This window comes from Hoyosella subflava DQS3-9A1 (assembly GCF_000214175.1).
In the GTDB taxonomy this organism is placed as follows: Bacteria; Actinomycetota; Actinomycetes; order Mycobacteriales; family Mycobacteriaceae; genus Hoyosella; species Hoyosella subflava.
On sequence record NC_015564.1, the window covers coordinates 2,525,336 to 2,539,611 of the forward strand.

At 62.4% G+C, this 14,276-nt stretch carries 13 protein-coding genes; 7 read left to right on the forward strand and 6 right to left on the reverse strand.

Features of this window, described 5'->3' with window-relative positions; translation table 11 throughout:
- Positions 1-4: 4 nt before the first annotated feature.
- Positions 5-1,663 (reverse strand): choline dehydrogenase, encoded by a 1,659-nt coding sequence (gene betA / locus AS9A_RS11890; RefSeq protein WP_013807265.1) that lies wholly within the window; start codon positions 1,661-1,663, stop codon positions 5-7.
- Positions 1,660-3,150 carry an aldehyde dehydrogenase family protein gene (locus AS9A_RS11895; protein ID WP_013807266.1) on the reverse strand — a complete coding sequence of 497 codons (1,491 nt, stop codon included), beginning with the start codon at positions 3,148-3,150 and terminating at the stop codon, positions 1,660-1,662. The genes betA and AS9A_RS11895 overlap by 4 nt, the downstream gene beginning before the upstream one ends.
- A gap of 114 nt (positions 3,151-3,264) precedes the next feature.
- Between AS9A_RS11895 and AS9A_RS11900 the strand changes: the two genes are divergently transcribed.
- Together AS9A_RS11900 and AS9A_RS11905 are read left to right on the forward strand one after the other, a co-directional pair.
- Positions 3,265-3,846, forward strand: a complete 582-nt coding sequence (locus AS9A_RS11900; protein ID WP_013807267.1) for a TetR/AcrR family transcriptional regulator — start codon at positions 3,265-3,267, stop codon at positions 3,844-3,846.
- A gap of 93 nt (positions 3,847-3,939) precedes the next feature.
- On the forward strand, positions 3,940-5,400 hold the full coding sequence (locus tag AS9A_RS11905) for a glyceraldehyde-3-phosphate dehydrogenase (protein WP_041451049.1): 1,461 nt from the start codon (positions 3,940-3,942) through the stop codon (positions 5,398-5,400).
- 36 nt (positions 5,401-5,436) lie between these two features.
- Here the strand turns inward: AS9A_RS11905 and AS9A_RS11910 are convergent, their stop codons facing one another.
- Positions 5,437-6,501 carry an alpha/beta hydrolase gene (locus tag AS9A_RS11910; RefSeq protein WP_013807269.1) on the reverse strand — a complete coding sequence of 355 codons (1,065 nt, stop codon included), beginning with the start codon at positions 6,499-6,501 and terminating at the stop codon, positions 5,437-5,439.
- A 39-nt stretch (positions 6,502-6,540) separates the two neighbouring features.
- Here AS9A_RS11910 and AS9A_RS11915 point away from each other — a divergent pair, with 39 nt between their 5' ends.
- The 3 genes from AS9A_RS11915 (at position 6,541) to dinB (ending at position 8,447) form a co-directional block, all read left to right on the forward strand.
- The gene (locus AS9A_RS11915) at positions 6,541-6,762 is read left to right on the forward strand and encodes a ribbon-helix-helix domain-containing protein (protein WP_041451050.1); all 222 of its coding nucleotides are present in this window, start codon (positions 6,541-6,543) and stop codon (positions 6,760-6,762) included.
- Positions 6,726-7,103: a type II toxin-antitoxin system PemK/MazF family toxin gene (locus tag AS9A_RS11920; protein WP_083826534.1), complete on the forward strand. Its 378-nt coding sequence runs from the start codon at positions 6,726-6,728 to the stop codon at positions 7,101-7,103. Before AS9A_RS11915 ends, AS9A_RS11920 begins: the two co-directional genes overlap by 37 nt.
- A gap of 135 nt (positions 7,104-7,238) precedes the next feature.
- Entirely contained in the window at positions 7,239-8,447 is a 1,209-nt protein-coding gene (gene dinB, locus AS9A_RS11925; RefSeq protein ID WP_013807272.1) for a DNA polymerase IV, read from the forward strand.
- A gap of 4 nt (positions 8,448-8,451) precedes the next feature.
- On the opposite strand, the gene AS9A_RS11930 is transcribed toward dinB, so the two are convergent.
- Positions 8,452-9,594, reverse strand: coding sequence for an NAD(P)/FAD-dependent oxidoreductase (locus tag AS9A_RS11930; RefSeq protein WP_013807273.1), 1,143 nt, complete (start codon positions 9,592-9,594; stop codon positions 8,452-8,454).
- Between the two features lie 127 nt (positions 9,595-9,721).
- Between AS9A_RS11930 and AS9A_RS11935 the strand changes: the two genes are divergently transcribed.
- Both AS9A_RS11935 and AS9A_RS11940 read left to right on the forward strand, forming a co-directional pair.
- Positions 9,722-10,633: a cation diffusion facilitator family transporter gene (locus tag AS9A_RS11935; protein WP_013807274.1), complete on the forward strand. Its 912-nt coding sequence runs from the start codon at positions 9,722-9,724 to the stop codon at positions 10,631-10,633.
- Between the two features lie 40 nt (positions 10,634-10,673).
- The gene (locus AS9A_RS11940) at positions 10,674-12,773 is read left to right on the forward strand and encodes a RecQ family ATP-dependent DNA helicase (RefSeq protein WP_041451052.1); all 2,100 of its coding nucleotides are present in this window, start codon (positions 10,674-10,676) and stop codon (positions 12,771-12,773) included.
- Here AS9A_RS11940 and AS9A_RS11945 read toward each other — a convergent pair.
- Positions 12,770-13,318 (reverse strand): dihydrofolate reductase family protein, encoded by a 549-nt coding sequence (locus tag AS9A_RS11945; RefSeq protein ID WP_041451053.1) that lies wholly within the window; start codon positions 13,316-13,318, stop codon positions 12,770-12,772. The two genes, AS9A_RS11940 and AS9A_RS11945, sit on opposite strands and share 4 nt — an antisense overlap.
- A 5-nt stretch (positions 13,319-13,323) precedes the next feature.
- Complete coding sequence (locus AS9A_RS11950) at positions 13,324-14,250, reverse strand: helix-turn-helix domain-containing protein (protein WP_013807277.1); 927 nt, start codon at positions 14,248-14,250, stop codon at positions 13,324-13,326.
- Positions 14,251-14,276 lie beyond the last annotated feature (26 nt).

Sequence of the window (14,276 nt, forward strand, 5' to 3'; positions counted from 1 at the left end):
GGACTCACCCTTCCTGATCGCGGTATCGGTAGTACTTTGCCGTTGACGGCGCTAACGGAGCGTTTCCGAGAATCAGGTCGGCAGCTTTCTCAGCCAGCATCATCACCGGGGCGTAGATATTGCCGTTCGTGAGATACGGCATTGCGGACGCGTCCACGACGCGAAGACCGTCGAGTCCGTGCACCTTCATCGAATTCGGGTCCACAACAGACATCTCGTCGACACCCATACGTGCTGTACACGAGGGGTGATATGCCGTTTCCGCGTCGCGGGCGACCCAGTCGAGGATTTCCTCGTCCGACTGCACCTCCAGACCCGGTGAGAGTTCCCCGCCGTCGTACTCCGCGAAGGCGGGCTGTTTGAGGATGTCGCGAGCGACCCGGATCGCTTCGATCCATTCCTTGCGATCGTTCTCGGTTGACAAGTAATTGAACCGCAATGCGGGATGTTGTTTGGGATCAGCAGATTTGATCTTCACGCTGCCCCGCACATCGGAATACATTGGCCCGATGTGTACCTGGTACCCATGCTCCGCGTTGACGGCCGTCCCGTCGTAGCGCACGGCGATCGGCAAGAAATGGAACATGAGGTTCGGGTAATCGACGACATCGTTGCCGCGGACGAAGCCACCCGCTTCGAAATGGTTCGTTGCGGCGGGGCCCTTCTTCCCAAACATCCACTGCGCCCCGACCTTGGGCCGACTCCGGACCTTGAGAACTGGGTTGAACGAGATGGGTTTTGTACAGGCGTGCTGAACGTACACCTCAAGATGATCCTGCAGATTTTCTCCCACACCAGGCAGGTTGTGCACCATCGTGATGCCGTGCGACTCGATGTCTTGAGGGTTGCCGACACCAGATAGCTGCAACAGTTGCGGCGTATTGATTGCGCCGCCTGACAGAATGACTTCCCCGCCATAGGCGGCCCGGCGCGGGCCGCCTGCCCGCTTGTATTCCACACCCACGGCGCGCTTACCGTCGAACAGCACCCGATTAACTTGGGAGAGCGTGCGCAGCGTCAGATTCGGACGTGACTTCACCGGGTGGTAGTAGGCGCGGGCTGAGGACCAGCGGCGGCCGTTCTTGATATTGCGGTCGAATCGCGCGAACCCTTCTTGACGGAATCCGTTCACATCGGACGTCAGTGGGTACCCCGCTTCCTGGGCGGCTTCGAGGAACGCGCTGAAGAGCGGGTTCTTCGCGGGGCCGCGTTCAAGCCACAATGGTCCGCCCTGGCCACGCCACTCGTCGGCACCCGCGGCGCAGTGTTCCATACGCTTGAAGTAGGGAAGGCAGTGCGCGTAGTCCCAGTTTTCCATTCCGGGGTCTGATGCCCAGCGTTCCAGGTCCATCGGGTTGCCCCGCTGAAAGATCATGCCGTTGATAGAGCTCGATCCGCCAAGCACTTTGCCGCGCCCGTGCGAAACGCGCCTTCCACCCATGTGCGGCTCGGGCTCAGACTCGTAGCACCAGTCGTACATTCGGTTGCCGATCACCATGGTCAGAGCGGCTGGCATGTGGATGAAGAGGTCCCAGCTCCAGTCCCGGCGGCCCGCTTCAAGCACAAGGACCTCGTTCGAAGGATCCTCGGAAAGCCTGTTTGCAAGGACACACCCAGCGGAGCCTCCCCCGACGATGATGTAGTCGTAGCGCTTGCTGGTCACGGGTTACCTCCTGTGCCGCCCTTGAACCAGCGCATCGGTGCCGGGGCGATGTTGTGATAAATGTGCTTCGATTCGCGGTATTCGTCGAGGCCGCTCGGGCCGAGTTCACGTCCGATCCCGGACTTGCCGAATCCGCCCCACTCGGCTTGCGGTACGTACGGGTGGTAGTCGTTGATCCACACTGTGCCGTGGCGGAGGGCTGCGGCGACGCGCTGGGCACGCGACGCATCATTCGTCCACACGGCTCCGGCGAGGCCGTATTCAGTATCGTTCGCGAGGCGGACCGCTTCGGCCTCAGTGGCGAAGCGCTCGACACTCACGACGGGCCCAAATACTTCTTCGCGGACGATTGTCATGTCCCGGGTGCAGTCGGCGAACACTGTGGGACGGAGAAAATAGCCGTCCTGGAGTCCCGCATCTGTGGGGCGGGAACCTCCCGCGACGAGCCGTGCGCCCTCGGATTTCGCCGTTGCAATGTAGGCCTCGACTTTGTCCCGGTGCTCCGCGGACACGAGTGGTCCGCATTCACTTTCGGGGTCGAGACCATCGCCGAGACGGATCAGATCGGCCCGTCGCCCAAGCTCGGCCACGAATTCGTCATGGATGGCATCTTCGACAATCAGCCGTGATCCTGCCGAACACACCTGACCGGAGTGGAAGAACGCCGCGGCAAGTGCGTAGTCGACAGCGGTGTCGAGATCGACGTCGGCGAAGACGACGTTGGGGTTCTTACCGCCGAGTTCGAGTGCCACTTTCTTCACGCCTTCGGCTGCCGCGGCCATGATTCGCTTGCCGGTGGCGAGCCCGCCCGTGAACGAGACGAGATCAACACCGGGGTGACTCACCATGGCTGCACCGACCTCTGGGCCGCCTCCGAGTACCAGATTCACGACGCCGCCGGGAACGCCAGCTTCGTCGAGCAGCTTGACGAGGTGGATCGTGGAAAGTGGCGTTACCTCGCTCGGCTTGATCACGGTGGTGTTTCCCGCAACCAGTGCCGGGGCAAGCTTCCAGGACATCTGCAGCAGCGGGTAGTTCCACGGCGCGATCAGCGAACACACTCCAACCGGCTCGTACACCACCCGGCTTACGACCTCGCTGCTGCCTGCGTCGACAATGCGCCCACCGTCGGTGTCTGCCAGGTTGGCGTAGTAGCGGAAGACTGCCGCTACGTCGTCGATGTCGATGCGTGCTTCCGGAACGGTTTTGCCGGTATCCAGGCTTTCAGTGTGTGCGATTTTTTCCTTGTCCCGCTCGAGCAGGGTCGCTACTGTTCTCACAATCTCGCCACGTTCGCGCGCGGGAGTTTCTCGCCAGGAGCCGTCGTCGAAGGCCTTCCGCGCGGCGCGCACCGCGCGATCGACGTCGTCGGGCGCGGCTTCATCTACTGTGGTGAGCTCGCTGCCGTCTGCGGGGTTAATGATTGTTCGGCCACGCGAGGTCTGCGCGGGAGAAACCCAGCGTCCTTCGATATAGAGGTCGTTCATATGGCGAGACCCTTTCCCATGGTGACGTGCATCACACCCGATGTGGACAAACGTACACGCTTTTGTGTACTGGCGTCCATACTCTTCCCGAGATACTTTAGGAATGTGCAGCGAGTGAGACCCGTACCCGCGCGGAGGCAGCGCGGACCCACGGATCCTGACCGACGGGACCGGATCGTCGAGGCGGCGATCGTCGTGCTCACCGAGCAGGGTGTCAGCGCGCTCACACACCGCCGCGTCGCCGCGGCCGCCGAAGTGCCTCTAGGCTCGACTACCTATCACTTCGCCACCCTCGATGACTTGCTCGCCGCCGCCCTGACAAAAGCGGCTGAGCGCAGCGTCGCAGCGCTCCGCGCGTGGGAGGAATCACTGGACCCGGATGCCGACATCGCGCACGCGTTGTCCGAGTTCGTCGTGCGATCCGTCAGTGAAACACGCAGCGACACAATGGCTGAATACAATCTCTACGCACTCGCACTACACCGCCCACATCTGCGTGCGGCGGCAGTGGCCTGGGACAATGCACTTGCAGAGGTCCTGTCCCGCCGAACTGACCCAGTCGCGGGCCACATGCTTGGTGTGCTGCTGTGCGGACTGTTGATGCAGGTCGTGCTCTCCGACGAAGCGCCCACCCGGGAGAGTGTCGAAGCGCTGATCCGGCGGGCCCTGACGGGGTCCAGCGACAGCGCCGTGTGACCGCAGTTACAAATCGGACATCCGCTGATACGTCCGTCTATTCCGCTCAAGTACGCTCTTCTCCGGAGTGTGCGCCGGTCATCGCGCCGGTGTATGGACGTTCACGATGGAGGACCACTAGTGACTGACGATGCATTCGGAGTCTGGCAGCACCGCGAAGAGCTCGCTGAAGCAATGATCCCCATCATTGGCCAGCTGTATCGGCGCAAGGACGTCACCATCCTCGTGCATAGCCGGTCCCTGGTGAACAAGTCCGCTGTCGGCATTCTCAAAACACACCGTTTCGTTCGTCAGATCGAAGATGCCGAACTAGCCATCGAAGACAGCTTCCCTATTCTGAAGACGATCGCTGAACTTGATCTTGGACCGTCACGCATCGACATCGGTCACCTCGCGATGTCGTACAAGAAGGACCCTAAAGGCCTGTCCATTGATGAGTTCACCCGACAGGCAGTCGCAGGTGCGCTCGCTTCCGAGAATGTCCACGACGGTTCGCCACAAGATGTCGTTCTCTACGGCTTCGGCCGTATCGGACGGCTGCTTGCGCGGCTTCTGATCGAGAAGTCGGGATCCGGGAACGGCCTCCGCCTGAAAGCAATCGTCATCCGCAAAGGTGGCGCCAACGACCTGGTCAAGCGCGCCTCTCTGTTGCGGCGAGACTCGGTGCACGGGCACTTCAACGGCTCCATCCACGTCGATGAAGCCAACGAAACAATCGTCGCGAACGGCAACGAAATCAAGGTCATCTACAGCGACGATCCCACCACCATCGACTACACCACCTACGGCATCAACGATGCTGTCCTTATCGACAACACTGGTAAGTGGCGGGACCGCGCTGGCCTGTCGCAACACCTGCGCCCGGGCGTGGCCAAAGTCGTCCTGACCGCGCCAGGAAAGGGCGATGTGAAGAACATCGTCCACGGTGTGAACCACAACGTGATCGAGGACAGCGATCAGATCATCTCCTGCGCGAGCTGCACCACCAACGCCATTGCGCCTGCACTCAAGGTGATCAACGACGAATACGGCGTTAACTATTGCCATGTCGAGACCGTCCACTCGTTCACGAACGACCAGAATCTCCTCGACAACTTTCACAAAGGCAACCGGCGTGGCCGTTCGGCACCGCTCAACATGGTGCTCACCGAGACTGGTGCCGCCTCCGCCGTCGCCAAGGCCCTCCCCGAACTTGGCGGAAAGCTCACCGGCTCATCGATTCGGGTGCCTACGCCCGACGTCTCGATCGCGATCCTCAACTTGACACTGGACAAGGAAACGACCCGCGACGAGCTCGTGACTCACCTGCGTGAGGTTTCTCTGACGTCGCCGCTGCAGCGCCAGATCGATTTCATCGCGTCACCTGAAACGGTGTCGACTGACTTCGTAGGCTCACGAGCAGCGTGCGTCGTCGACGCCGAGGCAACGATCGTCAATGGAAACCATGCCGTCGTGTACCTCTGGTACGACAACGAATTCGGTTACTCCAGCCAGGTTGTGCGCGTCGTGCAGCACATAACCGGTGTGCTGTACCCGAAGTTCCCGCGCGGATAGCTGCGCGGCTGGTACGGCTGCTGAGGCTGGTGAGGGTTACGTCTCCTCATCCCAGAGCAGGGGCCGCAGAGTTTCCGCAACAATGCGGAATGCGACTGCTTCTTCCGCGTGCACACCGGGGAAGAAGTAGAAACCGTGGGGCATACCTTCGGGGTAATACTCCACCACCCGCCCGCCGTGCGAGCGGATGCGGTCGCCGAAGGCGCGCGCCGAGTCGACGATCGGGTCATGCGTCCCAGTAGCGACGATCGCAAGCGGGTAGCCGGTGAGGTCGCCTTCGATCGGGCTAGCCCAGGGGTGGGACCACGCCGTGTTCGGTAGGTACGCGCCCCGTATGAATCCGAAGAACGCAGAGTCGTAGACGATGCCGCGCGGCGCCATGCGCATGAATGACTCCCACCGCTCGCCGTGGAAATCGGTGAACGCCCCGAGCAAAATCACAGCATCGGGAACCCGGACCCCTTCGTCGCGCGCCCGCAGTGGTACCGCGGCGGCGAAATTCGACCCTGCTGAGTCACCGCCCACCGCGATCCGTCGCGCGTCACCTCCGAGCCGCGCGGCGTTGTCGGCCACCCAGTTGTACACCCCCATCGCATCGTCGAACGGTGCCGGGAAGGGGAATTCGGGGGCCAGCCTGTAGTTCGCAGAGACCACCAGCGCATCGTTGCTGTAGGAGAGCTTCCGCGCGATGAAGTCGGTGTCCTCTGAGGAACCGACTGTGAAACCGCCGCCGTGGTAGTACACGATTACCGGGAGGGTGGCGTCTGGCGGCGCGCTCTCTGGCCGGTAAAGCTGACAGCGAGCCACGCCTCCTTCGATTGGGATGTAGACCTCGGAAACGTCGACGCCCGGGACTGCTTCCTCTCCTGTGGGCGGCACGAGTTCTGGGTCTGGCTTCGGCGCACCAGTGCCGATGTAACCAGTTCGGACAGGCCTGATCATCATGTCCCGCAGCGCGACTGGCTGCCGGTTGTTCGCGATGACTCGATACATTGGCATAGCCGGGTCGTCCGGATCTATGTATGACAATCCGTCGATCTCCCGCGGTGCAGTGATGTCGACCATCCCGTCGGGAATCTGGCGCAGAGCTGGATCCACCATGAATTGAGTCTACGAATTTTCCTCGTAGCATTGGGCCCTATGAAGTTTCTCGTGACGCTCCCTCGGGAGGATGTCAGAACCCTTGATGATTATGTGCGCCGAACTGGGCTGGAATCGCGGAACGACGGCTTGCGTGCTGCGATCCAGGCACTGCGCGATAACCGGCTCGAGGACGCGTACCGAGTTGCGCTGGAGAGTTGGTCGGACGCCAGCGACGCAGCCGTATGGGAACTGGCGATCGCGGATGGACTGTCAAAGTGAGGCGCGGTGAGGTGCACGACGTGGACTTCAGTACGCCAGGTGGCGCGAAGGACCTGACCAGGTCAGCCATCATCGTGAGCAATGACCGGGCCAACCGCGCCGCGGAAAGGCTGGAGCGGGGGCTCGTGACAGTCGTGCCCATCTCAGGGGACGTACGGCGTTTCGATTCGTTCCACGTGCTGATTCCGGCCGGGGACGCGGGGTTCCCGCGGGACTTCAAGGCTCACTGTGACCAAGTCCGATCCATTTCGGTGACACGGGTCGGAGAGCGCACGGGCACGGTCCCAAAGCGGGTGCTCAGCGAGATCGAACGGGCACTAAGGGTCCACCTCGACCTCTGAGGGCCCGGAAATAAGTTAGTCAGCATGTACAAAATGGACAGGCCTCAGTGTGGAATGTTCGTTTTGTACCTACTCGCAAATCTGGATCTCGTGTAGTGCGGAAGCGCAGAATCTGTCATACCCCCATGCGAACATATGTTCGTGTCCAGTGGGGATCCGACTATTCTTCACGCTGACCTCGATTCGTTCTACGCCTCGGTCGAGCAGCGCGACAACCACCGGCTGCGCGGTCTCCCCGTGATCGTGGGTGGGGGTGTTGTCCTCGCAGCGAGCTATGAGGCGAAAGCGTTCGGGGTCCGCACGGCAATGAGTGGCGCTCAGGCACGGAGACTGTGCCCTCAGGCGATCGTCGTCCCTCCCCGGATGTCTGCGTACGCCGACGCCAGTCGTGTGGTTTTCCAGATCTTCCGCGATACCACTCCCCTCGTTGAGGGTATTTCCATCGACGAGGCGTTCCTCGATGTGGGTGGGCTCCGCAAGGTCTCAGGAACGCCCCGCGAAATCGCCGAACGGCTGCGCACTGATGTGCGGCAACAGGCTGGCTTACCGATTAGCGTCGGTGTCGCTGGGAGCAAGTTTCTCGCAAAGGTTGCGAGCGCCGTAGCCAAACCCGACGGGCTCCTCGTTGTGCCGTTCGGTGCCGAAATCGCTTTCCTCCACCCACTGCCGATCGAGCGGTTATGGGGCGTCGGCGCGGTGACATCCCGCAAGCTCCGAAAGTTCGGTCTGACGACAGTCGGCGACATCGCGAGGGCGGGTGAGGCGGAACTCGCGACGATACTCGGCCGAGCCAGTGCCCGGCACTTGAACGCGTTAGCGCATGCACGTGACCCGCGGCGGGTCCAGACAGGGCGCAGAAGGCGTTCCATCGGTGCACAACGGGCAATCGGACGCGGACAGCACGCGCGAGAGGACATCGATGCCGCGCTGCTTACACTCGTCGATCGGGTCGCCCGCCGGATGCGGGCCGCGCACCGAACTGGGCGAACCATCGTCTTGCGGCTTCGTTTCGGCGACTACACACGTGCCACCCGTTCTCACACTGTTTCGCTGCCAACATCCGAGACAGCGGTCCTGCTCGCTGTGGCGCGGTCACTGCTCGCGGAGGCACAGCAGCTTATTGCCGAGCGGGGCGTCACGCTCATCGGCGTCGCAGTTGGCAACCTCGCCGACGAGGCCGGCACTCAGCTGGCCCTTCCGTTCGGTGCGGTTACCTCACCGTCGCCAGGCCAGCTCGATAGCGCGGTCGACAGCATCTGGGACAAATTCGGTAAGGCAGCGCTGACGCGGGGCGCACTGCTCGGACGCGATCCGGGCATTTCCGTGCCGCTGCTGCCCGACTAATGCGTTAGCCGAACCACTGCGTGAGCCGGTCGGACTCCCACTGCTGCTTCGCCGCAAAAGACGCGTCATCGGGTGCGCTGAGCTCAACATCAGGGCGCGGCTCGGCGTAAAAGTTGCCCTGAACCCGGGCAACCTTGCGTCCGGGCAGTTCGAGGTAGCAATAGCCATGCCCGTCGAAACGCGCACGTTCGCCGCCATGGAGGTCTGCAGCAAGGTTCGCAGCCGCGACTTTTCCTTCCGCCTCAGCGAATACCCCCGCCTTCGGCAATTGCGCGGTGGCCGTGGGCACCATGGTGCAGTCCCCGACCGCGTACACGCGGTCGGCATTCGTCACGAATGTCTCGCGGTCTGGTTCAGCGTAGCCGGACGCGCCGGCTAGAGAACTCTGAGAGACCACTCCCGGCGGTGAGGCCGCAGGCACACCGAGCGTGAGATCGGAGCGGACCGTTCTTCCGTTCGAGAATATTATGGTGCCGTCCGCGTCGACATCGTCGACTTTGTGTTCAGTGAGCACGGTAACGTTCCGTGCCCCGAGCTGCTCAGCAAGGAAATGGCTGGCGTCCGGTCCCGCGACTGGAAGGGTGATGGGTTGCGGGGTTGTCACGACAACCTCGATGTCGTCACGTCGGCCACGTTCGCGCAGCCACTCGTCGACGATCAAGGCGGCTTCGAAAGGAGCCGGCGGACACAGATAGGGAGCGCCGAGGATGCTCACGACAATCGTTCCGCTTCTCATCTCCTCAAGCGCGGCTTTGATCGCGGGGAGCGAATTCGCGCTATAGAGGTTGTGTACGCCCACATCGAAGAATCGTCTATGTTTCGGCGGGAAGCTGGCCCCGAGCGCAACAATGAGGCCGTCTGCCGTGAAGGTACCCACACTGGTTTCGGCTGTCCGCGAACCCGCGTCGAGCGACGTAACTTCCGCCTGCACGAACCGGATTCCGTGTGAATCAAGTTCTGCTAGACGTCGAGTGCCATCAGCGAGTGGACGGATCCCTCCGAGCTCCCACAGCTTGGCGAAACCCACAAAGAAAGTGTCGCTCGCGGCGATGAGTGTCACCTCATCGGCGGCGGGAAGCCGGCGGCGCAGCTCATGCGCTGCAGCAATCCCGCCAAATCCGCCACCGAGCACCAGTGCGTGCGCCATCTGCGAGTACCTCCAAGTGAACCTGACGTGACCTTGCGTCGACCGTACCCCCGAGAGGCCTCCCCCGGCATCGAGTTATTGAGGAGCGTTTCCGGTCTGCGGTCGCGCGCGGCTAATCTGAGCGGCGATGAATAACTCGCGCACCGTCGGCCGTTTGATCCTGCTGTCAGTCTGGGCTGCACTGTTCTGGGCGGTCCTCGCCATCGGCTGGGGCCTCGCGGTCCAGTCCCAGATGATCGTATTCGATGGGCTCTACTCATTTATCAGCGTCTTGCTGTCACTTCTCTCGCTGCTGGCGCACCGGATCATCCGCAAGGGCGAAAGCAAACACTTTCCGTTCGGCCGCGATGTCCTGGAGCCGCTGACCATCATCGTCAAAGCGGTCGCTATCGGCGCGCTGTGCGTTTACGCGCTCACCGTTGCCGTGATGGATCTGCTCAGCGGTGGCCGGGAGGTAGACGCAGGATGGGCCGTCGTCTACGCCGCGGCAGCAACCGTTGGCTGCGGCCTGATAACCGCGTATCTCCATCGCAAGCAGCGCACCGTACGATCCGACTTGGTGCGCGCCGAAACAACCCAATGGCTGATGGACACCGTGCTCAGCGCCGGCGTGCTTATCGGCTTCATCGTTGCGTTTGTGCTCCAGCGTCAAGGCAACGATGCTGTCGCCGCCTATGTCGATCCCGCGATGGTCGCTATGGTCTGCCTGCTGTTTCTCGCGATGCCGGTCCGGCTGCTCATCCAAGGTTTCCGCGAGGTCCTTCTGATGCCGCCTCCCGCGGAACTGGAGACGCGGGTACGCGAGTGCGTCGACTCGCTAGAACGACGGCACGGCTTTGCGGACACGTTTCTGCGGAGCGCGAAGGTGGGTGGTCAACTCGTGATCGAGGTCGATTTCGTGGTGGGTCCTGACACTCCCGCTCGGAGTGTCGAAGCGCTGGACGGAATCCGTCAGGAGATCACCGACGAGCTCGCTGATCTTGGCTACGATCTGTGGCTCTCCGCCTCGTTTACGGCAGAACCCCGCTGGGCTGAATAAGGGGACCGAACTTGTCACAGGCGTCAGGCAGTATGGGGTGATGTCTGATGTGCTTGCCCCCGACCTGAGATCACGCGCGCAGAATCTGCTCAGCGAGCTCGCTGGTACAGGTGCCGTACTGCGCGATGATCAATGGACCGCGATCGAGGCGCTCGTCGCCCAGCAGCGCCGTGCCCTCGTGGTTCAGCGGACAGGCTGGGGGAAGTCAGCGGTGTATTTCATCGCCGCGAAGCTGCTCCGTGCTGAAGGCAAGGGACCGACCGTGATTGTGTCGCCGTTGCTCGCGCTGATGCGCAACCAGGTTTCCGCCGCCGAACGTGCCGGCGTAGTTGCCGCCACGATTAACTCGGGCAACGTGACGGAGTGGGAGGGCATTCATGCCCAGGTGGCCGCGGGCGAACTCGACGTGCTCCTAGTGAGTCCGGAGCGGCTGAACAACCCTGACTTTCGGGATCAAGTGCTCCCCCATCTTGCTGGCGACGCGGGAATGGTTGTGGTCGACGAGGCGCACTGTGTCTCCGACTGGGGGCACGACTTCCGCCCCGATTACCGTCGCATCCGTAGTCTCCTGGGTGACCTTCGACCGGGAACGCCGGTTCTGGCGACCACCGCGACAGCCAACAACCGGGTCGTCACCGACATTGCGGAGCAGTTGGGTGTGGGCGCGGATGGAGCGACACTGGTGCTTCGTGGCGGTCTCGACCGAGAATCTTTGCACCTGACCGTCCTCAATCTTGGTGCGGGCAGCAAGCGCGCGGCCTGGCTGGCGGAACACTTAAGGGAGCTCCCGGGCAGCGGGATCATCTACACCCTCACTGTGTCAGCAGCGGAGGATCTCGCTGCGCTCCTTAAGGAGCATGGTTACGAAGTTGCGGCATACACCGGAAGGACGGACGCCGCGGAACGTGAAGTGCTCGAAGGAGAACTGCTTGGCAACAAAGTGAAAGCCCTCATCGCCACGTCGGCACTCGGAATGGGCTTTGACAAGCCGGATCTTGGTTTCGTGGTTCACATGGGCGCACCGTCCTCACCGATCGCGTATTACCAGCAGGTGGGCCGCGCTGGCCGCGCGGCGAGCCGGGCGGAAGTCCTTCTGCTGCCGGGGCCCGAAGACAAAGACATCTGGCGGTACTTCGCGTCGGTGGCTTTTCCCGCGGAGTCCGTCGTCCGGAAGGTTCTCAGCGCGCTCGATCCCCAACGGCCGCAGTCAACGCAGGCCCTCGAGCCTCTTGTTGACCTTGGACGCAGCCGCCTGGAAATGGTGCTCAAGGTACTCGATGTCGACGGCGCAGTGCGGCGCGTCAAGGGTGGCTGGACGGGGACGGGCGAAACCTGGTCGTACGACCGTGAACGTTACTCGCGCCTCGACGAGGCTCGGTTGGCGGAGCAGCATGCGATGACGGAGTACGCCACCACGCAGATGTGCCGGATGGAGTTTCTTCGCCGCCAGCTCGACGATCCTGAACTCGGTCCTGCTCCGGTTCCGTGCGGCCGCTGTGACAATTGTGCAGGCGTACGGTTCAGCGCCGAGGTTGATTCGTCGACAGCGGATGCGACCGCGGAGCGCCTATCGCGCCCGGGCGTTGACGTTGCGCCGCGGCGGCAATGGCCGTCGGGTATGGCGAAACTGGGCGTGCCGCTTTCCGGAAAAATCAGTGAAGGGCCAGAACCCGGGCGCGCCATCGGTCGGCTCACCGATCTCGGCTGGGGTCAGCGTTTGCGCGCGCTTCTAGACCAGCCTGACTGTCCCGCACCCGATGAAGTTGTGCGGGCGAGCATTTCGGTGCTCAAGGCCTGGCAGTGGAAGGACCGGCCCCAGTCGGTGCTTGCGCTGCAATCGCAGACTCATCCCCTACTCGTGGAATCCCTCGCCGCGAATCTTGCTGACATCGGCAAGCTCACCAACCTTGGCGTTCTGCCTATACGGCACGATCATGTCGGCGTTTCGGCACAGAACTCGGCGTACCGTGTGGCGGGTCTCTACGAGGCGTGGCAAGTTCCAGCGAGCCTTCCCGCTGGACCCATACTGCTGATTGACGCCGTCACCGACAGCGGCTGGACCTTCACCATGGCGTCATACGCGCTGCGGCGCGCAGGCGCCGCAGCGGTACTTCCCTTCGCTATCGCCGCGACGAGCTAGCGGACCACAGAGTATCGGGCGCAGGCGAACTCACCGTTGCGCCCGACCTCCTCAACCTTGAGTTCAAGATGCCGCGGCATTAGCGGCTTGCCCGCCCCTAAGGTGACCGGTGCGAGGTACACGATGAGCTCATCGAGCAGCCCCGCGTCTGCGAACTGTCCCGCCAGGTCACCCCCGCCGACTATCCAGACATTTTGCCCCGCTGCAGCCTCGACCATCTGCTGATGAACAGGGCCGACCTCATCACGCACAAAAGTGATGGTGGAGTTTGGAATTACTGGCAGTTCTCTGTGTGTGAACACCCACCCAGGAATGGAATAGGGCCACACCCAGTCCGCTGGGTCCTTGTCTTTGAACTCATGATTGATCACCCACTCGTAGGTGGTGGAACCCATCGCCATGGCCCCTACGTCGCGGAAGAACTCGGTGTAGTTCAGCGGTCCGTCCTCGTCCTGGGCGCGAGTCAGCAGCCAAGCTAGTGAATCGTCGGAAGTGGCGATGAACCCGTCCAGACTCGTAGCGGTGTAGAACACAGTTCGGCTCAACTGTCTTACCTTTCGTGTGAGGGCTGGTGGCGTGTACGCAGCCACATAATGGGGTCGCCTTGGTCTGCTTCCACGCCGACGTTGCGGAGCATCTGCCGCACTACCTGGCGACGGTATGCGGAGAAGGTCAGGACATGACTGATCACACTGCCGAGCACGAAGCTCTCGGGCGGGTCGCACAGCGCATCGATCAGCACATCTCCCCACCGGTCTTCCGCTGCGATGCGCTGTACCGCAGAGATAAAGCGCGGCGCAGCGGTCTCATGCCTCGCTGCGAGCGCCCCGATATCCCGGCCCCCGCGGGCGGGGACATCCGCGCCATCGATAGATGCGAGCCACACTTCTTTCGACCAGATGAGATGTTCCAGAACCGCTGCGATGGATTCTTCAGGACCATCCCACCCGAGCACGACATGCCGTGGCAGCAGTGGCCTGTCGTAGTCCCGGACTGCGACTTTCCCCGCGAGTTCGAGCAGGTAGCGCGTGTCGTCGATGTCATGGTGCACCATCTGCGTCGTGGGGTCCATGCTGCTCCGCGGCGCTTCTGCCGAATCCACCCACAACGAGGTTGGCGGGTGAAAGTGGATACCGTTCGGCGCGGGCAGCCAGTGGGTGCTGGTGCGCTCCGCCGCGCTCGGCGGGAAACCGAACGCCCTCGAGAATGCCCGCGAGAACCCTTCGACGGACTCGTAGCCCTCGCTTAACGCGACATCGGTGACGCTGTCCCCGCGGCGAAGCCGCCACGCGGCGCGCTCCAGGATGACTCGCCGCCGCAGCGCGACCGGAGACTCATAGGTACCGAGCCGGAACTGACGGCTGAAATGAAAGGGCGAGATGTAAACACGCCTCGCCATGTCATCACGATCGCTCGCCTCGTCGTCGAGAACAGCGTCGAGGAGTTCACGCACCCGGTCACGAGGCAACTCAGTCATGACTCAAGTATCGGACGTGCGACCGG